We start from the raw sequence: 24,668 nt of genomic DNA, 5'->3' as shown, positions 1-24,668 counted from the left end.
GACCACAGCCCGGTGGAATTCCGGACGGTGGCCGCATAGGTGTTTTTTCTTGTCTCATTTCGCTGGGTCAGTTCACACCGGGCAGGTGTTTTTTATGTGTTGCGGCTGATGAAAATACATGGCTGAGACGCCTTATTGCAACGGGTTTTTGTTTTCATCGAGAGTGAATCCCTCACCGATAACATCCTGGACATCGTTAACTGTAACAAAGGCATGAGGATCCACCCGTTCAACAAGGTGCTTCAGACGCATCAGCTCGTTTTTGCCAACGACGCAGTATAGAATCTCTTTTTCCTGACGGGTGAAGCTGCCCTTACCGTTTAGTATAGTTGCTCCGCGGTTCATCTCCTGCAGAATGGCGTCAGCTACTTCCAGAGCCTGGTCGGAAATGATCATAGCGGCTTTTCCGGAGTACGCTCCCTGCTGAATGAAGTCAATGACGCGGGCAGCCACGAACACAAACACGAGTGTGTACATCGCTTCCCGGTAGTCTAAATACAGGAGGGAAGCGGTTATTACAACAGCATCAAACATAAACAGCGAGCGTCCCATTGTCCAGCCGAATACGTTACTCGCAAGCTTGGCGATAATGTCAGCTCCTCCGGTGGTTCCGCCGTACCGGAAAACAATGCCGAGGCCCGAGCCGACAAAAACGCCGGCGAACAGGGCCACAAGAACAAGATCATCCTGAAGCGGCAGATGGAGAAGCTCGACCTCCTGGAAGAGCCATAAAAATAAGCTGACTGCCGCCGTGCTTATTAACGTATAGACGAAGACGTGCCGGCCGAGCAGACGCCAGCCCAGAATCAGGACGGGAATGTTCAGAACGAGGTTGCTGAAGGCAGGGTTGATATTGAATAAATTATAAAGAATTAGGGTAATACCAGTAAAGCCGCCGTCCGCTAGCTGGTTTTGCATGTTAAAATAGACAAGTCCAAAACTCATAATAGCAGAGCCGAGCACGACAAAAAAGATATTGCGTGTATGTATCCAAATGTTCATGATGGTTCCTCCTCTCCGGCCGGAAAGCTTGTATCAACCGTTACATTATAGTAAAGCCCGGGGCAGGAGGCAATCTATGTTTGTCAAACCGAATGGATTTTTATACGATTGAAAGGAGGACGCCGGAATGGCCGGGGAACCAATGACGATGAAAGAAATGCAGGAGAAAGTGGATGCCTTCATCGGCCAGTTTGAAGAAGGTTATTTCAGTCCGCTCGCCATGCTTGCAAGAATGACCGAAGAAACGGGAGAGCTTGCCAGAGAAATTAATCACTATTACGGTGAAAAGCCGAAGAAAGAAAGCGAAGAGCATAAATCACTGGAAAAGGAAATGGGTGATCTGCTGTTTGTGCTCATCTGCTTTGCCAATTCGCTTGATATTGATTTGGATGAAGCGTTTCGTATCGTAATGGAAAAGTTTGAAACAAGAGACCAGGATAGATGGACGAAAAAGGAGAATGACAAATGACTGAATCAATCCGCGTTATCGTTGCCGGACCGAGAGGAAACATGGGTAAGGAAGCTGTACATATGATTGAAGCAGCGGAGCACCTGCAGCTCGCCGCTGTGGTGGACCATAAATACGAAGGCTCGCTGTTGTCGGAAATCGAAGGCATGCCAAAATCCGGGGCCCGCGTCTATACGGACGTTGACCAGTGCCTCGGCGAAGTCGAAGCAGAAGTGTTTGTAGATCTGACCACGCCGGAAATTGGAAAGATACATACAGAAAAAGCACTCGACTACGGTCTTGCACCGGTCGTTGGTACTACCGGCTTTACCGATGAAGACCTCGAGCGCCTGCGTCAGAAAGCAAAAGAGCAGCAGCGGGGAGTGCTTATTGTACCAAACTTTGCTATCGGCGCTGTTCTGATGATGAAAATGTCGCAAATGGCTGCAGCCTACTTCCCGGATGTTGAAATTACTGAATTGCACCATGACCGAAAGCTTGACGCCCCGTCCGGCACCGCAGTGAAAACAGCAAAGCTGATTCAGGAAAACCGCACCAAAAAAACGCAGGGGCACCCGGAGGAAAAAGAAACGATGCCGGGGGCGCGCGGAGCAGAGCTCGACGGCATGAGGATTCACAGTACGCGCCTTCCGGGCCTCGTGGCACATCAGCAGGTAATGTTTGGCGGCGAAGGCCAGACGCTTACGATCCGGCACGATTCGATCAACCGGGCGTCATTTATGCCAGGGGTCAAATTTGCGATTGAGCAGGTAGTCACGATGAAGGAACTCGTGTACGGCCTCGAAAACATTCTGGAGTAAAGGGGAACTTTTATGAATATCGCACTGATTGCCCATGATAAGAAAAAAGACGATCTGATCCGGTTTGCCGAAGCGTATAGGCATATCCTCGAGCGTCACACCCTTTCAGCAACAGGAACGACCGGGGGGAGACTGAATGAAGAGGTCGGCCTGAACGTCAAACAGTACCAGTCCGGGCCGCTGGGCGGCGATCAGCAGATTGGGGCAAAGATTGCAGAACAGCAGGTGGATTTGGTGCTTTTTTTCCGGGACCCATTGACCGCGCAGCCGCATGAGCCTGATATCACTGCGCTTATGAGGCTCGCCGACGTGCACGGGGTGCCGCTTGCAACGAATATGGCCGCAGCTGAAGTGCTGATTAAAGGCCTTGAACACGGATTGTTTGCCTTCCGGGATATTTTAAAGGAGTCCACAGATTAATATGACACATAAACGAACGCTGTTAACCGTCGGGGCCCACCCTGATGATATCGAAATCGGAATGGGCGGGACGGTAGCGCTGCACAGTAAAACCGACAATGTCTATATGCTTTCCCTGACAGAGGGAGATCTTTCCTCCAACGGTACCGTGGAAACCAGACAGCAGGAAGCAGAGCAGGCAGCAGAGATCCTCGGTGCAGGACGGCTCCAGCTTACCTGGAGGGACCGTATGCTTACTGCAGTAACCCAGGAAGAGTACACCCAGCTTGTGCAGCTGATCCGCCGCATCCAACCTGACACGATTTTTGCCCCGTACTACATCGACCGGCATCCGGATCACGGTGATGCCGGAAGTATTGTTAAGCGGGCCGTCTTTGATGCCGGGGTCAAGCTGTACCCTGGTGTGGACGAAAATGCCCACAAAGTGCCAAACATGTACTACTATATGATCAACGGCTACCACCGGCCTTCCTTTTATGTGGACATCACCCCGGCCGCCGGCGATAAAGAAGCGGCATTAAAGGCGTATAAAAGCCAGTTTAACCCAGGGGAAGAGGCCGTGAGCACACCGCTTACAGACGGGTACCTCGAAACAATAAAGGCAAGAGATCGACTATTCGGCAAAGAAACGGGAGTGACTTACGCGGAAGGGTTTATCGCCGAAACTCCGATGCTTTTTCAACAGGTGCCCAAAAGACAAGGAAGTGACTAAGCGTGAAAATTGGAATAACGTGCTACCCGACGGTGGGAGGATCAGGAGTGATCGCGACTGAGCTCGGCAAGCTGCTTGCTGAGCGGGGCCATGAAATTCATTTCATCACCTCGGCGATCCCTTATCGTTTAACTGAAACCTCACCGAATATTTATTACCATGAAGTCTCAGTAAACCAATACGAAGTATTCCAGTACCCGCCGTACTCATTAACACTTGCAAGCAAAATGGCGGAAGTTGTCAACCGGGAGGAGCTAGATGTCCTGCATGTGCATTACGCCGTGCCTCACGCTGTCTGTGCGATTTTAGCGAGGGACATGACCGATCATCCTGTAAAAGTAGTAACAACGCTTCACGGCACAGATATCACTGTGCTTGGCCATGACTCCTCGCTTCGTGATATTATCCGCTACGCCATTCAGCGCTCGGATGAAGTGACAGCAGTATCAGACGCTCTGGTGGAGCAGACCAGGCAGATGCTTGAAGTCGACCGCGATATTCATACGATTTACAATTTCGTGGACGAACGGGTGTATGGGCCGAAAGTCGACAAAAAGGATTTAAAAAAAGCATACAACATCGACGAAGACGAAAAGGTGCTTCTGCACGTCTCCAATTTCCGGCCGGTGAAACGGGTCGTAGACGTCGTGCGGACATTTGCTGCAGTGCAGGCAGAGGTTTCCTGTAAGCTGGTCATGCTTGGGGATGGACCGGACCGGGAAAAGGCTTGGGCGGAGGCGAAAAGGCTCGGCGTCGATCAGGACGTGCTGTTTTTAGGCAACCAGCGGGAGGTAGCCGACTATTTGCACGTTGCCGATCTGATGCTGCTGCTTTCGGAAAAAGAAAGCTTCGGCCTGGCTGCGCTTGAAGCGATGGCCTGCGGTGTGCCGGTCATTGGTACAGATGTCGGAGGTATTCCTGAGGTGGTCTTTCATAATGAAACCGGCTATGTTGTCCCGCTTGGAGCAGTGGAACTGGCTGCCCAGCAGGCGGTCGGGCTACTGACGGATCCGGATAGAATGAAAAGGTTTAAACAGCGCTCGCTCGACGTGGTGGAAGAATATTTCTCCTCCGCCCGCATCGTAGCCCAGTACGAAGAAGTATACCGACGGACCGTGGAGGGCAAGTAATGAACGAGCAGCAGACGTGGCAAGAGGCGCTGCTTGTTATTAAGAGGTTACAGCAAAACGGCATTACTGCCTATATTGTAGGCGGAGCTGTACGCGACCGCCTGATGAAACGGGCGCCGAGCGATATAGATATAGCAGCGGCTGCGACCGTTGAAGAGCTTTCGTTTGTTTTTCCGAACGCTGTGAAGCCGTCGGAAAAATTCGGGACGCTTCTTGTGAAGAGCGGAAATAGTATCGTGGAAGTGACTCCGTTCCGGGAAGGGGCGGAAACAATCGAAGAGGATCTGCAGCAGCGGGATTTCACATGCAACGCGATGGCAGCAGATACAGACGGCAAGGTGATCGACCCGTTTAACGGGAAGAAGGATATCCAGAGGCAGGTGCTTCGCACCCCGGCCTCAGCTGAACGCGCCTTTTCCGACGACCCGCTCCGGGTGATACGGGCGTTCCGTTTTAGGGCGGTTCTCGGTTTTTCACTGGATCTGGAAGCTGAGCGGGCAGCGGAGGCAGCTGCAGCAGGGCTTGCGTATACCGCCGTGGAACGAATACGCGATGAAATAACCAAGCTGCTTGAAGGGCAGAAACGGCTGAGCGCCCTCGAAGGCATGCGAGAGCTGCGTTTGTTTTCACATTTTCCGGAACCGGTTCGGACGGCCTCTCCATTTTTTCACCACTCCACGCTTGTACAGTTTCCAGCGGGCACGAAAGCTTCATGGGCGGCTCTGCTGTATGCCCTGTACGGTCAAAAAAGTCTGGATATGCTGAATGGATGGCGGTTTTCCAATCAGGTACGGAAGCAGTGCCGCTGGCTGCTGGAACGAGTCGATGTCCGGGCTTCTCCCGATACGTGGCTGCAGTGGCTGTATTATTTTGGTCCAACGCAGGTGGCAGATCTGGAGAAGCTCAAAAAGTGGAAAAATTTTACTTACCAGGAGCTTTCCTGCACAGAATGGAGAAAGAAATGGGAAGCTCTTCCGATTCATTCCAGGCAGGATCTGGCCCTTCCGCCGAAGTCAATCGCCTCGATGCCGGGTTATAAGGACACGGCGAGAATCGGAAAGACGATCGCCTTTTTAGAGCAGGCAGTCGTGAATGAAAAGGTAGAAAATAGTGAACAAAAGCTGTTAGCCTATTTGGAGGAAATGAACGATGAATAAAAATCGATTGCTGCAGCTGTTGATGGCCCACCGGGACCGTCCGGTATCCGGTCAGGAAATCAGCGATGAACTGCAGGTGTCCCGTACCGCTGTGTGGAAGCAGATCGAAGAGCTGCGGAAAAATGGATATGAAATTGAAGCGGCATCCCGGCGCGGTTACCGGCTGGTGCGTTTTCCCGACCGGGTTGGTACAGAAGAAATTATGCTTCATCTTACAACTGAACGTCTCGGCCGTACGATTATTTATAACGATACTGTCACCTCCACCCAGGAAATTGTGAGGGAGCAGGCTGAAAAAGGAGCCGGGGAAGGACTTATTGCCGTCGCGAATGAACAGGTGCAGGGACGGGGGAGGCTTGGACGCACGTGGCAGAGTAGTCCGGAACAGGGCATCTGGATGAGTCTTCTGCTCCGCCCGCAGGTGCCTCCCCGCTACGCTCCGCAGCTCACGCTGCTGTCGGCGGTAGCTCTTGCCGAGGCGCTTGATAGCTATCTTCCGGCTCCGACTGCGATTAAATGGCCGAACGATATCCGCATTCATAAAAAGAAGCTGGCAGGTATACTGACGGAGATGCAGGCAGACATGGATGAGGTACAGACAGTAATTGTCGGCATGGGTATTAATATAAACCAGGCGGACGGGGATTTTACCGGAGAGCTTGCGGATAAAGCCGCTTCCATCCGGCAGTATGCAGGAGTCCGGCAGAGTCGTCCGCAGATTATTGCATCTATCTTAAAAAGCTATGAGTCCTGGTATAATGAATACTTAACGAATGGATTCGGTGCAGTCAAAGCTGCCTGGTCCCAAAAAACAGATACGCTGGGGAGCTTTATTCAGGTGGAAACGTCCCGCCAGACAGTGGAGGGCACAGCTCTTCGTATAACCGAAGAGGGGGCCCTGGAGGTGCAAAAAACAGATGGAAGCATACAGACGGTGCACAGCGGCGAAATTCTGGACGTTCCCCCGCCGGAATAGCGGAAGAAAGGAGGCAGGCAGATGGGACAAAAATATGTAGTCATAGATGTAGAAACAACCGGCACTTCTCCAAGAAAAGGAGCAAAAATTATTGAAATCGGCGCAGTGCTTATGGAGGACGAAGAAGTGCTCGACACTCTTTCCACCTTTATTCAGCCGCATATGCCGATCCCTCCTTTTATCCAGCAGTTTACCGGTATCCGGGAGCAGGACGTAGAGCAGGCCCCGGAGTTTTATGAGGTGGCTCCCACGTTAACCGCCTGGCTTGAGAACGCTGCCTTTGTCGGTCATAATGTGCAGTTTGATCTGGCATTTATCAATGCAGGCATGCAGGAAGCCGGGTTTCCGCTGTTTCAGGGACCAGTCGTGGACACAGTAGAGTGTGCGAGACTTGCTTATCCGGAAGCGCCGGGCTTTCGGCTTTCCCAGATCACATCTTGGCTGGATCTTGACCACGACCGTCCGCACCGGGCGGACAGCGATGCCCTCGTCACTGCAGAGCTTTGGATATCCATCCGTAAAAGGCTAGCCTTGCTTCCAAAGGACGTGCTTCACCGCCTGGACCGGCTGGCTGCCTTCTTGCACAGTGACCTTCACCAGTATATTGAGCGCTGTATTGCAAAGGCCCCGCAGCAGCTGCCGTATGATTTAGAGGAAAACCACGGCATTGTGTTCCGCAAAGAGCTTCCGGCAGAAAAGCCGGAGCAGAGAAACGTATCACTGCAGGAGACCCTGAGCGGAAGTCATGCTAAAAGCCGGGGATGGGATCGTTTTGAAGAGCGTCCGGGGCAGCTGGAGATGGCAGAAATGGTCTATGCCTCGTTTGAGGAACGCTCCCACGCTGTTATAGAAGCGGGCACCGGTCTTGGGAAAACGCTCGCCTATCTGCTTCCAGCCGTAAAATATCACCGTACATACAATCAAAAAATATTAATTTCCACGCAGACACTCACGCTGCAGGAGCAGCTGATGAATGAAGATCTCCCACTGCTTGAGCGGCTGATCGACGACCAGGTTTCTGTGGCTGTTTTAAAAGGCCGCGGCAACTACATTTCTTTGCAGCGACTTGAAAAATGGCTGCAGCACCGCCAGTTTTCGCTCGAAGAAGCACTCGGCCTCGGCCAGGTGTTAATATGGCTGACACAAACCCGGCACGGGGATCTTGATGAAATTAATATGGCCGGCGGCCGCAGAAATGCTCTCTGGGAAAGCCTCCGCCAGAATCATTATCAGGATGAGCACGCGCAAAGAGGGTGGGAGGCGTACTGTTTTTATGCACGTGCCCGCCGTAAAGCCGAATATGCCGATATCGTCGTCACCAATCATGCGATGCTTTTGAGCGATATGTACCAGGGTAAAAATTTATTTTCATCCTATCCATACGTGGTCATTGATGAAGCGCATCACCTGCCGGAAACGGCGGGGAAATATGCAGGCAGATCCGTTCACTACACAAAAGCAAACCGGCTGCTCCGCAGGTTCGGCCTGGATACAAAACAGAGCGTCGTGCGCCCGCTCATCTGGTTTGGGGAAGAAGCCGGCATCGTTTTTGAGCCGGGCTGGTACCAGGAACGCGAGGACAATCATGCAGTGCTGATGTATGAATGCGACGAGCTCTTTCGTCTGCTCACACGCTGGTGCCGCACGGCTTCCGGGCGGCGGCGTTCGGAAGTGGGCCGGTACAGCCAGCGCTTCACACCCGGCGGGGAATCCGGCTCCGTGTGGGAGCAGGTGGAAGAAGCCGGACGCCGTTTCCTTACGCTTCTGGAACAGGAATTTAAGGCGTGGGAAACGTTCGAACAAGCATGGGAAACGCAGCCTTCTTCCAAAAACTTTGTAAATGAACTTGCCGAACTAAACTCTTACCTGGGGCAGCTGGACAGCCTGGGGGACAATCTGTTCCACCTGCTGTTTGAACGGGAACCCGAACATGTTTACTGGGTGGAAGCAGAGCAGAGCGGCGCCAAAAATGCTGCGTACATTTACGCCCGGCCGGTGGAGGTAGCCTCGGAGCTGAGTGAACAGCTGTTCATGAAAAAAGCAAGCGTCGTGCTTACCTCCGGCTCTCTTGCGGTCAACGGTTCATTTGAATACATGAAATCAAAAATGGGGCTGGATGATTTTCTGCCGCACACAAGCCTGATTGCTTCCCCTTATCATTATGCTTCCCAGACGCAGCTGCTCGTTCCAAAAGACATTTCCGGGGTGAATGATAAACATGCTGATTTTGCGCAGGAAGCGGCCGAATACATTTTTCACGCTGTCAACATTACGGAAGGAAAAACGATGGTTCTGTTTACTTCCTTTAACATGCTTAAACAGGTGTATCATCAGCTGAAAGAATGGACCGAGGAATCGACGCTGAGCGTCATCGGCCAGGGGATTACGAGCGGCACCCACGCCAAGCTGACCAAGCTGTTTCAGCAGCAGGACAATGCGCTTTTGCTTGGAACCAATGCGTTCTGGGAGGGTGTCGACATACCCGGGGAAAAGCTGCAGCACGTGATAATTGTGCGTCTGCCTTTCTCTCCGCCCACGGATCCTGTTTATGAAGCTGTGTCGGACAAAATGCAGCGTCAGGGGAAACGATCGTTTTACGCAGAAGCGCTGCCGCACGCTGTACTCCGATTCAAGCAGGGCTTTGGCCGGCTGATCCGTCATTCCGAGGACCGGGGCGTGGTAACAGTACTTGATAAGCGGATTATGGAGGCTTCCTACGGCTCGTCGTTTATTGACTCGATTCCCCGGACGAATACGTATTATGAACCGATGGATGCGGTGCTGGACCGTATCGCTGACTTTTTTGAAGAAGCAAAAAAACGTTAAAAAGGAGTACGGATATGGAACACTTTGTAATCGAGCACGTTTACCCAATCCCGAATGCACGGGGCGTTCAGGCAGTCGAGAGCTATATTGAAGTCAAGGACGGTAAAATCGTTCAAGTAGAGCCTGGAAACTATCCGGAGAAAGAGAACGGCGCCGATATTCTGGATGGACGGAGGAAGTGGCTCAGTCCTGGTCTTTATAACACCCACGGCCATACACCGATGACAATGATGCGCGGCGTTTCGGACGATGTAGTGCTCCAGGAATGGCTGAACAACCACGTCTGGCCGCGGGAGCGCCTGTTCAGCAACGAAACAGCGAAGGCTGGTACAGGTCTCGCTCTTGCGGAAATGATCCGCACCGGAACAACCGGGTTTCTTGATATGTATCATATGGGCATGCAGAATACGTATGAGCTCGTGAAAAGCTCCGGCATTAAATCCATGATTTCCAAGGGCATGATGAGTATTGGCACTCCGGAGGAGCAGAGCGAAAAGCTGGAAGCAGCGGCCCGCGACTTAAAGGAATGGGAGCAGGATACAAGCGGCCGGGTTACGGGCATGCTTTTCCCGCACGCCCCGTATACGTGCACGCCGGAGTTTTTGGAAAAAATTGTCGACGCCGGTCACCATTATGACCTGCCGCTTGGCATTCACCTTGAGGAAACGGCCAAAGAAGTGGCTGATTACCGGCGCGACTACGGGATGACACCGGCAAAAAAGCTAAAAGAAATCGGATTTTACACACGTCCGGCGATTCTTACGCATGTCGTGCATGCGACCGATGAAGATCTTGACGATATGAGCGTACCAGAAGTGACCATCTCCTATAATCCGATGAGCAACGCCAAGCTTGGATCGGGCATCGCCCGCATTCCCGAAATGCAAAAGCGTGGTCTGCGGATTACGATCGGTACGGACAGCGCTGTGTCAAACAACAACCTCGATATGTTTGAGGAGCTTCGCCTGGGCGCTTTGATGCAGAAGGTCGCCTTTCAGGACCCGAGTTCGATTGAAACGGAGGCGGTCTGGAAGATGGCAACCGAAAACGGAGCCGCTTCGATGGGATTTAGCGACAGCGGCAGGCTGGAACCAGGAGCCGCGGCGGACTTTATTCTGATTGACAGTGAATCATTTGCGCTTCAGCCATACGATAATATTTTATCGCATCTGGTGTACGCAGCTTCCGGCCGGGACGTGACGGACAGCTTTGTGAACGGCAGGCAGCTGATGAAAGACGGCGAACTTCTGACGCTCGATGAAGAAAAAATTAACGCCGAGGCCAACCGCCATTACCGCAAATTAAATGAAGCGTACTTATAGTACGCCGGGTGAGGTGAAACGATGGGAAACGAACAGCTTGAAGTCGTCGCGTCGGTTAAAATCGAAGCGTCGTCAGATCTGTATAAAATTGTTGATACACTGAATCGCACGTTAAAGCAGGATGAATTAATGTTCGGCCTTTCTCTTGATAAGGAAAACGAGGAGCAGATGGTGTTTACCATTTACCGCACATAGGGGGATATGTCGTGAAAAACTGGATCACGCTTGCGGCTTTTTTAATTGTCTTTCTGGTTGTTCTGGGGCTTGTGACCGGTTACTTTCAGGCCCGTGCGCCTCTTGCTGACGACAGGGAACGGGCAGAAGCACTGGCGCTTGAAGAAAACAACGTCGCCGAAGTACAGAATACGTTTATATATAACGGCAAACAGCCGGTGAAAACAGCGCGCGTCGAAACCAACGACGGCAGCAGGGACTGGCTGTTTTACCACGACGGGGAACTGCTCGAACGCCTGGCGGCGGCTGATACGCTGAGCATTCAGGAGGCTGAGGAGCGTATAGCGGAACAAGAGGGAATTGACGCCGTGCGAACAGTGACCCCCGGCTACGAAGACAACCGTGCAATATATGAAGGCAAATACCGGACAGAAAACCAGCAGCATTATGTGTACATTGATATGGAAACAGGAGAATTTGTGAAAAGCTTCAGCCTGGACCGCCCTTAAGCGGCGGAAACCACGCTTGAACTCCTTTTCGCTTTTCTTTACACTAACTATGGATAGATTGAGTACGGAAACTATTGAGGAGGAAAGAGTATGGAATTGTCCCAACGAGTGAAAGAAATTACCCCTTCGTCAACCCTGGCGATTACCGCCAAAGCCAACGAACTAAAGGCAGCCGGCCAGGATGTTATCGGCCTCGGCGCCGGTGAGCCGGATTTTAATACTCCGCAGTACGTAATCGATGCGGCTGTTCGCTCCATGCAGGAAGGAAAAACAAAATACACTCCTTCCGGCGGCCTGCCGGAACTGAAGGATGCGGTCATTCAAAAGTTTAAGCAGGACCAGGGGCTGGAGTATAGCCGCGAGGAAATCATTGTCGGTACTGGCGCCAAGCACATTTTGTTCACGTTGTTTCAAACCATTCTCGATCCGGAGGATGAAGTAATTATTCCAACGCCCTACTGGGTCAGCTATCCGGAGCAGGTCAAGCTTGCCGGCGGGCGCCCGGTATTTGTGGATGGCAGGGAGGAAAACCAGTTTAAGATTCTTCCGGAGCAGCTGCGCGGGGCGGTAACGAATAAAACGAAGGCCGTCATTATTAACTCCCCGAGCAACCCGACCGGTACCATGTACAGCCGGGAGGAGCTGCATGCGCTCGGTGAAGCCGCCAGAGCAGAGGGTCTGCTGATTGTTTCCGACGAAATTTATGAAAAGCTGATTTACGGGGACAAGCAGCACACATCCATCGCAGAACTTTCCCCGGAATTAAAAGAGCAGACCATTGTCGTCAACGGCGTCTCCAAATCCCATTCGATGACCGGATGGAGAATCGGCTATGCAGCCGGTAATCGTGCTATTGTGAAGGCAATGACGAGCCTTGCGAGCCATTCAACGTCCAACCCGACAACGAACGCCCAGTACGGGGCTATCGCTGCCTATACGAAGGATGACGGTGCTGTAGAAACGATGCGCCAGGCATTCAGCGAACGGCTGAATACTATTTATGACAAGCTCGTTTCGATTCCGGGAATCACCTGCGTGAAACCGGAAGGGGCCTTTTATCTGTTCCCGAACGTCAAAGAGGCAGCTGCTTCGTATAAGGATGTGGATGAATGGGTAAAGGCTCTGCTTGAGGAGGAAAACGTGGCGGTCGTTCCGGGCAGCGGATTTGGTTCTCCGCAAAACGTCCGGCTCTCCTACGCTACTTCTCTGGATCAGCTTGAAGAAGCGGTGGCGAGAATCCGCCGTTTCACAGAAAAATAATTCGATCAGCATAAACAGGACGAACCGGAGGGACTAACGTGAAAGTAACCATTGAACGTTTGAATCAATATATCGGCCAGGAAGTAAGATTTGGCGCCTGGCTGGCCAATAAGCGGTCGAGTGGCAAAATTGCCTTTTTACAGCTGCGGGACGGCACCGGCTTCGTGCAGGGAGTCATTGTAAAAAATGATGTCGGCGAAGCGCTGTTCACCGAGGCCAAGAATCTTCCGCAGGAAAGCTCGCTTTATGTGGACGGCACAGTGAAGGAGGATGATCGTTCGCCGACCGGGGTGGAGCTTCAGGTAACCGGATTTGAGGTTATCCAGGAGGCGGAGCCTTACCCGATCACGCCGAAAGAGCACGGAACAGAATTTTTAATGGACCACCGGCATCTGTGGATGCGCTCGCGTAAGCAGCACGCGCTTTTGCGTATACGCGATGAAATCATTCAGGCGACCTATGCTTTTTTCCGGGAGAATCAGTTTATTAAGGTGGATCCGCCGATTCTGACCGGCAGCTCGGCGGAGGGGACGACATCGCTTTTTCATACGAAATACTTTGATGAAGATGCATACCTCTCCCAGTCCGGTCAGCTGTATATGGAAGCGGCGGCTCTCGCTTTTCAGCGCGTGTTTTCATTTGGCCCGACATTTCGGGCAGAAAAATCAAAAACCCGCCGGCACTTGATTGAATTCTGGATGATTGAGCCGGAAATGGCTTTCTGCGACCATAGTGAAAGCCTCGAAATCCAGGAGCAGTATGTCTCCCATGTCGTGCAGGCGGTGCTTACCAACTGCCGCCAGGAGCTTACTGTGCTTGAGCGTGACACCTCCAAACTCGAAGCCATCCAGGCACCGTTTCCGCGCATTACGTACGATAAAGCAGTCGAAATGCTGCAGGAAGCGGGCTATGAAGTAAGCTGGGGCGAAGATTTTGGTGCTCCGCATGAAACGTATATAGCGGAGCAGTTTCAAAAGCCGGTATTTATTACTAATTACCCGCTCGAAATCAAAGCTTTTTACATGAAGCCCGACCCGGACTATCCGGAAACCGCACTCTGTGCCGACCTGATTGCTCCGGAAGGCTACGGGGAGATTATCGGCGGCAGTCAGCGCATCGATGACCCGCAGCTTATGAAGCAGCGGTACGAAGAACACAACTTATCGGAAGAAGCCTACGGCTGGTATCTGGACTTAAGAAAATACGGCACCGTGCCGCACTCCGGATTCGGTCTCGGTCTGGAGCGGACGGTCGGCTGGATTGCCGGCACCGAGCACGTCCGGGAAACGATACCGTTTCCGCGTTTGTTAAACAGGCTGTATCCATAAGAGAAAAAGCCCCCGTTCCGGGGGTTTTCCTTTATGCACTTTGCCGACAGCCGGCCGGGTGAAAGGGAGGACAAACAGATGAATAAAGATAAAGAAAAAGAAATAGAAGCACTCATGCACGGCCACCTTTCCATTCCAGTAATTATTCTGGACAAATACGAGCAGGTGGGGCTGAATGAAACAGAAGCAATGATGCTTTTGCATATATACCGTTTTGGCCAGAACAGCGTGCCGCTTCCAACGCCGAAGGAGCTGGCTGAAAAAATGAGTATAGATGAAAATGAATGCGCCGGCTGCCTGCGCTCGATGATAAAGCGGAATCTGCTGCAGATTGATGAATCTGAACGCGATGAAATCCGGCAGGAAGCGTACTCCCTCTATCCTTTTTTCCGTCAGGCCCTTACAGCGGAGGTACCGTCCGGGCAAGGGGATCAGGTTGAAGAGCAGCATCTGTTTCAAAACATTGAGCAGGAATTTTCCCGCCCGCTTTCCCCCATGGAGTGGGAAACGATTAACGTCTGGCTCGATCAGGATCATTACTCGCCGGATATGATCCAGATCGCGCTGAAAGAAGCGGTCATGAATCAAAAATTCAGCCTTCGCTACATGGACCGGATGCTGCACGAATGGAAGCGCAAAGGCATTCAGACTAAAGAAGATGCTAAAGCGCAGACCGAACAGTTTAAACAAAAGGGTGGACGTCGCACACAGGCGGCCCAGTCGGAAAAGCTGCCGGAATATCCCAATATTAACTGGCTGGATGAAGAGTAGAGGAGAAAAAAATGGCATTAACGAATAAAGATTTACAGGTTGTGATTGAACGGATCGAGCACATGTTTCCGGAAGCAGAGTGTGAACTGAATCACCGCAATCCCTTTGAACTGCTGGTAGCAGTCGTGCTTTCCGCCCAGGCAACTGATGCCCTGGTGAATAAGGTAACTCCCGGCTTGTTTGAACAATACAGCTCCCCGGAAGACTTTGCTGAGGCACCGCTTGAGGATATTGAACAGGCTATTCGTTCGATTGGACTTTATCGCAATAAAGCGAAAAATTTAAAAAAGCTTTCGGCGTCTCTGCTCGAACGCCATGACGGGCGCGTGCCAGAAACGCAGGAAGAGCTGGTCGAGCTTGCCGGTGTCGGCAGAAAAACAGCGAATGTGGTAGCGTCAGTAGCATTCGGGGTGCCGGCTATTGCGGTGGATACGCATGTTGAGCGGGTGTCCAAGCGTTTAGGCATATGCAGATGGAAAGACAGCGTCACCCAGGTGGAGCAGACGCTGATGAAACGGCTGCCAAAAGAAAAATGGTCCCAGATGCACCATCAGCTTATTTTTTTCGGCCGCTACCACTGTAAGTCCCAGTCCCCCCAGTGTCCGTCCTGTCCGGTGCTTGACTACTGCAGGGAAGGACAGAAACGGATGCGGAAAGAAGGTGCAGCATGGTAAAAATACAAATTCCAGCGTCATTTCAGCATGAAATTTTTTATACTGTAACGCAGATCGAGGTAGATGAAAATACAGATCGAAAGACCGCGGCTCTGCGCTACCCGTTCTGGTATGAGATTGCCTATGAAAACGGCATCGCCGGTACGCCTCCGTGGCAGGAAAACATTAACCAGCACATTAAAACATTTATGCAGTGGTGGGAAGAGCATCTGCCTTTTTTAGATGAATGCTGGGACGAAAGAGACAAGGAAAAGGCCGCTCCGTATATGAGACTCGGGCTCGCCCACTGGCTGTGTACGCTGTTTTGGATGAACGAACGGCCCGTGCCTTCTGCAGGGCCGGAAGAATTGATCGCAGAAAGCAGGAAGCTTTCCCATAAGCCGATCAACGTGGAGGAAAGGCTCGGCTTTCTGCTTGAGTATCCGAATTATTTTCATTCCTATCTGCAGCTGAAGGAGCTGTATACAGAAGTGAAGAAAAAAGAAGCGCTGGCAAAACGATCCCGAAATAACGAATGATAAAGGAGTAAAATATGGCTAATACAAGCGGTTGGGAACAACAATGGCTGCAGACAGACATGCATTTGGATCCGGCAGAAACCGCGATGCTTGAAGACGTGCAGGAAAAAATTGAGCATCCTTATTTTGAAGTTGCGTTTTGCGGGCATTTTTCGGCCGGCAAGTCGACTGTATTGAATGGCCTGCTTCAAAACGATCTGCTGCCCGCGAGTCCGATTCCAACAAGCGCCAATATTATATCGATTGAAAACGGGGAGCTTGGTCTCGAGGTTGTAACGAGTGAAGGCCAAACTAAAACCTGGGAAGCCGATATTCCGTGGGGGCAGGTGCAAAAGTGGGGCAGGGACGGGGCGGACATTCGCTCGATCCGAATGCAGGCCCCGCTGCCGTTTTTAGGGTCTTACAGCCGGATGGTGGATACGCCGGGGGTGGACTCGACGGATCCGCTGCACCAGGCAGTGACAATGGAGAGACTGCTGTCAACCGATGCTGTTATTTACGTAACGGATTACAACCATGCCCAGTCGGAAACAAACATCCGTTTTTTACAGCAGCTGACAGCGGAAGGCAAGCCGATCATTTTTGTTGTCAATCAGATGGACAAACACCGGGAAGAAGAAATCACGCTGCGGTCCTACCGCAATCAGATTGCCGCCACGCTTGAGCGAAACCAGGTGCACGTGCTTGCCACGTATTATATTTCGATGCGCGATGAAAAGCACCCGGATAATGAGCTGCAGACATTCTCTTCTCATGTGCGCAGCCTTTTGTACCACGGCAGCGAACTGCTCGAAAGAAGTGAGGAACGGATGCGCCAGACCGTGCTGTCACGAATCCGTGACAGGCTTAGGGAGGAACAGCAGACAGCCCTCGAAGACTGGCAGGAGCGGGCGGAGCATGCCGGCGTGCCTGCACAGCTGATTGACGAAAGTGCTCAGCCGGACAGTGAAGAAAGATGGAGCAGCTGGTTCAGGGAATGGAAGCGAACGCTCGATCAGGCTCATTTGTTTCCAGCGTCCACTGTGGATAAAGCCAGGGACTGGCTTGAAAGCTGGCAGCCAGGCTTCAAAGCAGGATCTCTGTTTAATAAAAAACGAAAAACGGAAGAAGTCCGCAACGAACGAGCTGATGCGCTGCTTGCAGATATAAATGAAAATATTAAAGCGTCTTTGACGTTCCACGTGCGAGAACTGCTGCAGCCGGAAAAGCAGGATGCTTCTTCCCACAGTGCCGATTACATTGACCAGGTGCAAAACATTGACGTTCAGCTTGAACGCGCCGATCTCGAGGCCTTTATTCCGGAAGGTGAGACCGGCAGGCAGTATGTGTTTCAAGTGACCGACCAGCTGGCCGGCGTAATTACCCGGCGGTTCAAGGATCAGGCAGAGCCGCTGCTTGAAGAAAAAGAGCGCGTACTTACCTCAGCCGCTGGACCGGCTTTGACAGAAGCAGAGCAGACGAAATTAAATGAACTTCAGAATGACTGGAAAGAGGAAAAGGAACGTCTGGAGCAGGAAATTGCCCAGGTGGAGCGTCAAATGGAAAGCGTATCTGCCCGGCGGGAATGGGAACAGGAAATCCGGCAAATGATGAGTGAAGAGGCACCATCCGATGTCCCGGAGATTTCTATTTCCAGGGAGGATGAAGTGGTGGAAGAGCAGGAGAGTGCTTCTAGCGGGCAAAAGGAGCTTCCTTCGTACAGTGAAGAAATCCAGATGGTGGAAGCCTTCGCCGCCGAACCATCCGAATCCTCGTTAATCGAAGAAGAAAAGAAGCACCTAAAGCGTTTATGCGAAAATCTGCACAACCAGGAACTTCACGTTTCGGTTTTTGGCGCTTTCAGTGCCGGAAAGTCGAGCTTTATCAACGCGCTTCTCGGTGCTCCGGCACTTCCTGTGTCGCCGCATCCGACCACAGCAGCCGTAAATATTGTGCGTGCTCCGGAGAAGGATTACACACACGGTACGGTTATTCTGCAGCTGAAGGATGAAGCGTTTCTTGATGAGGAAATCCAGGCCGTGTCGAAAGAGCTTGGAGAAGTGTACACGCTTGCCTCCATTCAGAAATGGAGAAAGCCGAACCGTACCCGGGACGCACGGATGGAAACATACAGCCAGTATATGTTCACGCTTCAGGAAAGCATTAAAAAACACCATTCCTCGCTCGGGGAGACCCGCACGATTGGGATGGAGGACTGGGGCTCCTGGGTGGCAGATGAGCAGAAGGCGTGTCTTGTCAAACAGGTGACGCTTTATTACGAGAGCTACTGGACGAACCGGGGACTCGTCTTAACCGATACGCCGGGCGTGAATTCGATCCACGGACGCCACACCAATGTCGCATTTGACCACCTGCGCCAGTCGGACGCCATTTTTTATGTCACATACTTTAATCATGCGTTCTCGGATGCCGATGAACGTTTCATTCAGCAGCTTTCCCGGGCGAATGAAGAATTTGAACAAAATAAGCTGTACTTTCTGATCAATGCCGCTGATCTGGCAAAAGATGATAACGAGCGCCGTCAGGTTGTTAACCATGTGCGCGGCCAGCTCCGGCAGAATGGATTTGAAGAGCCGTTTCTGCTTCCTGTGTCAAGCCAGCGCGGTTTGCAGGAAAAGCAGCAGGGCGGAGAAGACGACATGTTTTCAGCCTTTGAAAATTATTTATCCGGACAAATTTGGCAGGAACTCCTTGTCGTGCAGCAGCAGTATGTTGTTGAACAGGCGCTGAATTTAAAAGAACAGCTTGGGCGGGCCCTGCAGGTGCAAAAGCATGATGCGACAAGCGTTGCTGCTGAAGCAGACAGGCTTAAACAAAAGCTCGGGCAGTATGAAGAAGTGCCGGAACGCTTTCATATGGAACGGTTGCGGAAAGAACTCGTTTCAGACACCGAAGAGCGGCTGATTCATGTGCGCAAGCGTCTGTATTTATTCTATCAGGACTACTTTAATAAAGTGGTGAATCCCGTCACTATAGATGGCTCCTCACGAAAAGAACAGCGCAGGCAGCTGACGGGACGGCTGACGGAAATTAAAGAAGAGATACTGGTGCAGGCAGGGCAGGAGAGAGAAACGGCGTTCATCCGTCTGGAGGAATTAATGAAACGGCAGTTGAAGCAGGAGACTGAAGAACAGTACAGAGAGGTTCAGGCGGACTTCCCGATGTTTCAGGTTCCTGACGCCGGCCGCTCCTTTATTCCAAAACCAGAAAAGACGCTTGACTTAGAGGTGGATGCTAAAGCATTTGAAACGTACTTCCGCTCGGCGAAGGACTTCTTTGTTCATCAGGAAATAAAAACTCTGAAAGAGGCATATGGGGAAAATGTCCAGAGCGCTGCTGCGGAGATAACGAAAGAAGTAGCACAGGAGCTTGAAGAAAAAATAGAGAACGGTGTTAAAGCGGCGTCTGACTATATTTATGCCGAACACAGGAAGGCGCTCGACAAAGAATTCGATCGGCTGTCTACGTGGTACGACAAGAGCTATTATTCCGTATTGCAGACAGAATGGGAGAAACTTGCCCCGTTAACTAGAAAAGAGGACCACGTTCAGGTATAACAAAAACCGCACGGCCGAAAAGGCGTGCGGTTTTTGTTATTCGTTTGTTTCGGATTCCTGTTCCGGTGCAGAGGTGCTGTCATCCGTATCAGCAGGCTCTTCCTCATCTGGGGTCTCTGCTTCCGGCTCTGTGTTCCCGGAGCCCTCATCTTCGGTATTTTCACCGCTGTCGCTTCCCCCGCCGTTGTCTGATTCGGATTCTGCAGGCTCGTCTCCGCTGGTATCTGTTTCTTCTTCGCGGCCTTCCCCGGAGGCGCCGGAATCTTCATCCGCCGGAGCTTCTTCGGTTTCATCATTTTCTTCCGTGTTTTGCTCTGTGTCCTCTTCCGGAGCTTCTTCAGTATTTTCTTCATTTTCATCCGTTTCTTCTGCTGGTTCCTCTGCTGGTTCAGACTCATTCTGATTGTCGTTTGTTTCCCCAGAGTCACTGTCGTCAGAAGGTTCTTCGCTGTCTGATGCCCCGCTGTCATCCGATCCGCTGTCAGAGGACGGTTCAGTGACCTGGGCGTCCACTTCGCCTTCTACAAACAGCTCGGTGATCGTGTCAGCTTCGGGAGTGTTAGACGTAGCTCGCTCCCCGGTCTCTTCATTTAACCGTACTGATACTACAGAGTCGGGCTGTTCAAAGTCGGGAGTGTCAATGCCGCTGCTGACCTGCTGCATTACCTCGCGGAAAACATCTTTGGCAGCATCAGTCTGTCCGTCGACAAGATAATTGTTTTCCGACCGGGTTTCAAAGCCGGCCCAGACAGAAGCTGTATAGTTCGTAGTGTAGCCGTTAAACCACACATCAGGGACGCCGCCGTCAGGGATATTCAGGGTGCCCATTTCGTCCTCGGTGAAATTAGTGGTTCCGGTTTTACCGGCGAGCGGAAGCCCGTCAATCTGGGCACCCGTGCCAGTACCATCGGAAACGACATCTTTAAGCATATCTGTGATCATGTAGGCAGTATAATCCTCCATTGCCTGCTCCTGCTCCGGTTCAAAGTCAATCGTTCGTCCATCCGGAAACTCAATCCGCCGGATGGAATGGGGATCGTTATAAACTCCTTCGTTTCCGAAAGCTGCGTATGCGCCGGCCATCTGTTCAGAGGAAACCCCCTGCTCCAGGCCGCCGAGAGCTGAACCGTAGTAGACGTCCTCAAGGCCGAGCCCGAGCCCGTTTGCAAACGATTTGGCGTTATCAAGGCCGACTTCCTCAAGCGTCTTTACTGCAGGAACGTTCAGGGAATCCGTCAGTGCTTCGCGCATGCTCACGCTGCCCCGGTAGTCCCGGGTATAGTTTCGCACGTCGGTGTCTGTGTCCGGATACTGGTATTCTTCATCTTCGATCTGATGGTACGTGGACCACTGCATGTTTTCAATGGCCGGCCCATAGTCCAGGACGGGCTTAATGGTCGACCCAGGCTGATTAGGGTCGGTAGCGAAATTATAGCTCATTGCAGTATCCGGATTCTGCCTGTTTCCAACAATGGCTTTTACCGCCCCGGTCTGAGTGTCAAGCAGCGTAAACCCAATTTGAAACTCTTCATTGTCTGGAAAGCTGTCAACGGCGTCCTGACCTTGAATGAGCTCTTCAGCCTGCTCCTGGGCTTCGGTGTCAAGCGTTGTGTATACTTTCAGCCCGGCGGTATATATATCTGACGGCTCAATACCGTCAAAGTCTTCGAGCTCATTTTGCACGTAAGACATAAACGAGTCATAGGCAACTCCGTTCTCCGGCGGCTGGTAGTTAAGCTGCTCGTCCACCGGAGTGCTTGAAGCCTCTTCGGCTTCTTCGTCCGTAATGTAGCCCTGCTCATTCATCATGGAAATAATCTGATTTCTGCGGTCCTCGGCGTTTTCCGGGTTTTGAACCGGGTCGTAGTACGAAGGCCGGCGGGGGATGGCTGCAAGCAGCGCAGCGTCTGCGATAGTGAGCTCGCCTGGATCCTCTTTTCCAAAATAGGTCTGGCCGGCCTGGGTGATGCCGTAGGCTCCCTGATTGAAATAGATCAGGTTAACGTACATTTCAAGAATTTCATCCTTACTGTACTGCTGTTCAAGCTTGATGGCTAAATACTGTTCCTGGACTTTACGTGATATGTTTTTATCTGGTGAAAGAAACGCATTTTTCACGACCTGCTGGGTGATCGTGCTTGCTCCCTGGGAGCCGAAGCCGTCAGTCACGTTTGCCCATAATGCGCCGAAAATCCGCTGGACGTCGATGCCAAAATGGCTGTAAAAACGCTCGTCCTCGACAGCGATAAATGCTTCCTTCGCGTAGTCGGGCATTTCTTCAATGTCGGCGAGTTCACGGTTACTGCTGTTTTGCAGCTGGGCAATTTCTTCATCGTTCTGGTCATATACAGTAGCCGCTTCTGATAATACCATCGCCTCCGCATCCAGTTCCGGGGCCTGATTGATCATGTAAGCGACAATGATGACGCCGGCAGTCATGAAGACAAGCATGAGGGAAAGCGCCCAGATGATGAATGTCTGCCAGAGCGGACGTTTGCGGTTTTTCTTCTGTTTCTTTTTAGGATTTTTCTGGTCGGCCGTCCGCTTTTCCTGGCGGGACCGGTAATTGTCGCTCATTGACGTTCGTCCTTTCGTTGTGCATAGCATCTAGTTCTGTGTGCCCAGGCATTAGACGTTCAATTTTTCGTTTTGTTACAAGTGCATTCAATGAAAATAAACGTCTTTCACGATCTTCAAGTAGTCCAGTCTTGGATGAAGACCGAGCGGAATGGGATGGCCGTGCGTCTGGATCTCCTGGTAGGGAATGGATTTCCGCTTCGTCTGGCCGTAATACCAGTGAAGAAAATGGGAAGCGTCATATAAATACGTCTCCCCATGTACGGCAAAACGAAGAAGAACAAATGCGATGCCGTCCTGCTTTTGAACTTTGTGCATATGATCCGCCTGGTGGTCATGAAAATTCTGCAGGGGAAAAGCTGTTTTGTTTCGTGTTTCTTTTGCTTCAAAATCGATGTAGCGTCCGGAAAAAACACCGTTATAGTCCGTGGTGGAGGCCTGCTTGAAATATGCTTCGGTGATGCGCGCGGCGCTTCGTTTCGGGTAATGAACATCGACAATCTGTACGGGCGTCGGTTTTTTATGTATGATGCCGATGTCGTGTGCGATATAATATTCGTTGGACTCATTAATGTCTTCCTCAAGCGTCATCCCGCGGTTGGCAAAGCTTTTTTCCGCAGGAGGGCCCTGGGGGGAGGAAGCATTTTTTTTCGGACGGTATACTTTTCCGTTTGGGTAGCGGTAAGCCATGATAATCTTCCTTTGCTGAAATTTACTGCCTGCTGCTATTTTACCATAATTTCAGCAGGATATTACGTATGCCGCGCTTAGAATGATAGACAAAGCCTCGGTTATTCGTGTTAGGATAGAAAAGAACGAGAAAGGAAGGGGATAGCATGAGCGATACACCGATCAATATCGGCTTTGGCAATATGGTGATGGCAGAACGGGTAATTTCAATTGTGAGCTCTGATTCTGCCCCGACAAAACGTTTGATCCAGGAGGCACGCGAAAGAAAGATGCTCATCGACGTGACGAACGGACGGAAAACCAGAAGCATTATCCTGTCGGACAGCGACCACGTGCTTCTGTCGGCCATTCAGCCGGAAACAGTAGCCCAGCGGGTGAGCAATCAGCAGGATCAGGAAGAAAGCACATCCTAAAATATTCGCTTTCCTGTAAAGGGAAGCGTTCTTTGTATCGAAGGGGGTTTTTCGATGCCCGGGCTTTTTGAAAGCTGTGACCAGATGAAACGGCGCATGGATGAAGCAGAGCAGATTTTTTACGAAGTACAGGAACGGGAGGACCGCCCCGATTTTTATGAGGAGGTAAAACCGTTTGTCGACAAGGTAAAAGGGGAAGCAGGTATATGGAAAGAGGAAGCTTCTGCCTGGGTGCAGACGACAAGCTACCCGTACCTGCATGAATCCCAGATGGAAGACACATATGATAATATCATGAATGCCTCTCTCCAGGCTTACCAGCGGACAACGAAAGAAAAACAGTTCAAGGAAACGCTGCAGGCCGTAGAGTTTATTCTAAACAGCATTCAAACACAGTTAACACAGGAATCCTAGAAAGGGGAGAGTAAGTTGGGCTTTCTAATTTCTTCTGAATGGCTGGATGAAAACCGCCGCGATGAACATGTCCGGGTGGTGGACTGCCGGTTTGAACTGAAAGATGCAGCAGCGGGTCATGAAGCATACGTTAAACATCATATTCCGGGTGCTGTCTTTATTGATGTGGAAAAGCATTTGTCCGCCCAGGCAGGGACCCACGGGGGACGTCACCCGCTGCCGGATATGGACTTTTTCGCTCAGGTTCTCTCGGAACGGGGCATAGACATGCAGACGACCGTTGTAGCTTATGATGATCAGGGAGGCATGGGGGCAGCCAGGTTTTGGTGGCTGATGCAGTATGCGGGCCACACGAATACATATGTCCTCGACCGTTCTTATTCCCACTGGATGGAGGAGGGATTTCCGACAACAGAGGAAATCCCGACGCCGCTCATGAAGCAGATGAAAATCGACCGTGAGCCGAATCAGCTGGTTCACCTTGAAGAAGTAAAGCAGCAGCTGCGGAATGAACATGTAGCGCTGGTGGATGCGAGAAGCTATGAGCGCTACGCCGGGGAAAACGAAGAAGTGGACGCCGTTTCCGGCCACATTCCGGGTGCTTATCATTATTTCTGGAAGGATGTGCTTCGCGAAGACGGCACATGGAAGTCGCAGAGTGAGCTGCGTGACCATTTTCAGGGACTCGAGGGATTTGATGAAATCATTTCTTACTGCGGCTCCGGTATTACGGCCTGTGTCAATGTGCTCGGCATGAGAGAAGCCGGACTCGAGCAGGTGCGTCTTTATAACGGGAGCTGGAGCGACTGGATTTCCTATCCGGACCTTCCGATCGAAAAAGAGCCGAACAAGTTATAAAGGAACACAAAAAAGCTGCCGGCAGAAGCCGGCAGCTCAGACTGTCGACAATGGCTCTAATTTTAGAGCGTGTCGGCAGTTTTTTTGTGCTATGATAAAAAGAAATAGCCT

Annotated in this window: 23 protein-coding genes; 20 read left to right on the top strand and 3 right to left on the bottom strand. The window is 51.5% G+C overall.

Going from position 1 to position 24,668, the window contains the following annotated elements; genetic code table 11:
- Positions 1-132: 132 nt before the first annotated feature.
- On the bottom strand, positions 133-1,002 hold the full coding sequence (locus ACTRXG_RS15825; protein WP_474285877.1) for a YitT family protein: 870 nt from the start codon (positions 1,000-1,002) through the stop codon (positions 133-135).
- A gap of 127 nt (positions 1,003-1,129) precedes the next feature.
- On the opposite strand from ACTRXG_RS15825, the gene ACTRXG_RS15820 reads away from it, so the two are divergent.
- From ACTRXG_RS15820 to ACTRXG_RS15740, 17 genes are all read left to right on the top strand, one after another.
- Complete coding sequence (locus ACTRXG_RS15820; RefSeq protein ID WP_462866500.1) at positions 1,130-1,471, top strand: nucleotide pyrophosphohydrolase; 342 nt, start codon at positions 1,130-1,132, stop codon at positions 1,469-1,471.
- Positions 1,468-2,271: a 4-hydroxy-tetrahydrodipicolinate reductase gene (dapB, locus tag ACTRXG_RS15815; protein ID WP_474281433.1), complete on the top strand. Its 804-nt coding sequence runs from the start codon at positions 1,468-1,470 to the stop codon at positions 2,269-2,271. Before ACTRXG_RS15820 ends, dapB begins: the two co-directional genes overlap by 4 nt.
- Before the next feature lie 12 nt (positions 2,272-2,283).
- Positions 2,284-2,691 carry a methylglyoxal synthase gene (gene mgsA, locus ACTRXG_RS15810; RefSeq protein WP_322525126.1) on the top strand — a complete coding sequence of 136 codons (408 nt, stop codon included), beginning with the start codon at positions 2,284-2,286 and terminating at the stop codon, positions 2,689-2,691.
- A gap of 1 nt (position 2,692) precedes the next feature.
- Entirely contained in the window at positions 2,693-3,403 is a 711-nt protein-coding gene (gene bshB1 / locus ACTRXG_RS15805; protein ID WP_474262124.1) for a bacillithiol biosynthesis deacetylase BshB1, read from the top strand.
- Positions 3,404-3,405: 2 nt separating this feature from the next.
- Complete coding sequence (bshA, locus tag ACTRXG_RS15800) at positions 3,406-4,533, top strand: N-acetyl-alpha-D-glucosaminyl L-malate synthase BshA (RefSeq protein WP_474278936.1); 1,128 nt, start codon at positions 3,406-3,408, stop codon at positions 4,531-4,533.
- Entirely contained in the window at positions 4,533-5,690 is a 1,158-nt protein-coding gene (locus tag ACTRXG_RS15795; RefSeq protein ID WP_474285876.1) for a tRNA nucleotidyltransferase/poly(A) polymerase-related protein, read from the top strand. Before bshA ends, ACTRXG_RS15795 begins: the two co-directional genes overlap by 1 nt.
- Positions 5,683-6,666 carry a biotin--[acetyl-CoA-carboxylase] ligase gene (locus tag ACTRXG_RS15790; RefSeq protein WP_474262121.1) on the top strand — a complete coding sequence of 328 codons (984 nt, stop codon included), beginning with the start codon at positions 5,683-5,685 and terminating at the stop codon, positions 6,664-6,666. The genes ACTRXG_RS15795 and ACTRXG_RS15790 overlap by 8 nt, the downstream gene beginning before the upstream one ends.
- Positions 6,667-6,687: 21 nt before the next feature.
- Positions 6,688-9,492 carry an ATP-dependent DNA helicase DinG gene (gene dinG, locus ACTRXG_RS15785; protein WP_474262120.1) on the top strand — a complete coding sequence of 935 codons (2,805 nt, stop codon included), beginning with the start codon at positions 6,688-6,690 and terminating at the stop codon, positions 9,490-9,492.
- A 14-nt stretch (positions 9,493-9,506) separates the two neighbouring features.
- The gene (locus tag ACTRXG_RS15780) at positions 9,507-10,814 is read left to right on the top strand and encodes an amidohydrolase (protein ID WP_474285874.1); all 1,308 of its coding nucleotides are present in this window, start codon (positions 9,507-9,509) and stop codon (positions 10,812-10,814) included.
- A gap of 21 nt (positions 10,815-10,835) precedes the next feature.
- Positions 10,836-11,009: a YpmA family protein gene (locus tag ACTRXG_RS15775; RefSeq protein WP_474262118.1), complete on the top strand. Its 174-nt coding sequence runs from the start codon at positions 10,836-10,838 to the stop codon at positions 11,007-11,009.
- An 11-nt stretch (positions 11,010-11,020) separates the two neighbouring features.
- A complete protein-coding gene (locus ACTRXG_RS15770) occupies positions 11,021-11,497 on the top strand; it encodes a PepSY domain-containing protein (RefSeq protein ID WP_474285873.1) in 477 nt (158 codons plus the stop codon).
- Positions 11,498-11,587: 90 nt separating this feature from the next.
- Complete coding sequence (locus tag ACTRXG_RS15765; RefSeq protein WP_474262116.1) at positions 11,588-12,757, top strand: pyridoxal phosphate-dependent aminotransferase; 1,170 nt, start codon at positions 11,588-11,590, stop codon at positions 12,755-12,757.
- Between the two features lie 38 nt (positions 12,758-12,795).
- A complete protein-coding gene (asnS, locus tag ACTRXG_RS15760; protein WP_474285872.1) occupies positions 12,796-14,085 on the top strand; it encodes an asparagine--tRNA ligase in 1,290 nt (429 codons plus the stop codon).
- 78 nt (positions 14,086-14,163) lie between these two features.
- The gene (locus ACTRXG_RS15755; RefSeq protein ID WP_474285871.1) at positions 14,164-14,856 is read left to right on the top strand and encodes a DnaD domain-containing protein; all 693 of its coding nucleotides are present in this window, start codon (positions 14,164-14,166) and stop codon (positions 14,854-14,856) included.
- Between the two features lie 11 nt (positions 14,857-14,867).
- Positions 14,868-15,530 carry an endonuclease III gene (nth, locus tag ACTRXG_RS15750; protein WP_474278920.1) on the top strand — a complete coding sequence of 221 codons (663 nt, stop codon included), beginning with the start codon at positions 14,868-14,870 and terminating at the stop codon, positions 15,528-15,530.
- The gene (locus ACTRXG_RS15745; protein WP_474285870.1) at positions 15,524-16,048 is read left to right on the top strand and encodes a YpoC family protein; all 525 of its coding nucleotides are present in this window, start codon (positions 15,524-15,526) and stop codon (positions 16,046-16,048) included. The genes nth and ACTRXG_RS15745 overlap by 7 nt, the downstream gene beginning before the upstream one ends.
- A 14-nt stretch (positions 16,049-16,062) precedes the next feature.
- The gene (locus tag ACTRXG_RS15740) at positions 16,063-19,605 is read left to right on the top strand and encodes a dynamin family protein (RefSeq protein ID WP_474285869.1); all 3,543 of its coding nucleotides are present in this window, start codon (positions 16,063-16,065) and stop codon (positions 19,603-19,605) included.
- Between the two features lie 36 nt (positions 19,606-19,641).
- On the opposite strand, the gene ACTRXG_RS15735 is transcribed toward ACTRXG_RS15740, so the two are convergent.
- Together ACTRXG_RS15735 and recU are read right to left on the bottom strand one after the other, a co-directional pair.
- Positions 19,642-22,182: a PBP1A family penicillin-binding protein gene (locus ACTRXG_RS15735; RefSeq protein WP_474285868.1), complete on the bottom strand. Its 2,541-nt coding sequence runs from the start codon at positions 22,180-22,182 to the stop codon at positions 19,642-19,644.
- Positions 22,183-22,269: 87 nt separating this feature from the next.
- Positions 22,270-22,872 (bottom strand): Holliday junction resolvase RecU, encoded by a 603-nt coding sequence (recU, locus tag ACTRXG_RS15730; protein WP_474278914.1) that lies wholly within the window; start codon positions 22,870-22,872, stop codon positions 22,270-22,272.
- Between the two features lie 146 nt (positions 22,873-23,018).
- Between recU and ACTRXG_RS15725 the strand changes: the two genes are divergently transcribed.
- From ACTRXG_RS15725 to ACTRXG_RS15715, 3 genes are read left to right on the top strand one after another with little or no spacing between them, the layout of a single operon-like run.
- Positions 23,019-23,285 (top strand): DUF370 domain-containing protein, encoded by a 267-nt coding sequence (locus ACTRXG_RS15725; protein ID WP_022792233.1) that lies wholly within the window; start codon positions 23,019-23,021, stop codon positions 23,283-23,285.
- A gap of 54 nt (positions 23,286-23,339) precedes the next feature.
- On the top strand, positions 23,340-23,699 hold the full coding sequence (locus tag ACTRXG_RS15720; RefSeq protein WP_474285867.1) for a DUF1798 family protein: 360 nt from the start codon (positions 23,340-23,342) through the stop codon (positions 23,697-23,699).
- Between the two features lie 15 nt (positions 23,700-23,714).
- The gene (locus ACTRXG_RS15715; RefSeq protein WP_474262107.1) at positions 23,715-24,557 is read left to right on the top strand and encodes a sulfurtransferase; all 843 of its coding nucleotides are present in this window, start codon (positions 23,715-23,717) and stop codon (positions 24,555-24,557) included.
- Positions 24,558-24,668: the final 111 nt, after the last annotated feature.

Source organism: Marinococcus sp. LNSP9103-4 (assembly GCF_056034345.1).
Note: the sequence above shows the minus strand (reverse complement) of the source record. Positions and strands in the feature narration are given on the sequence as shown.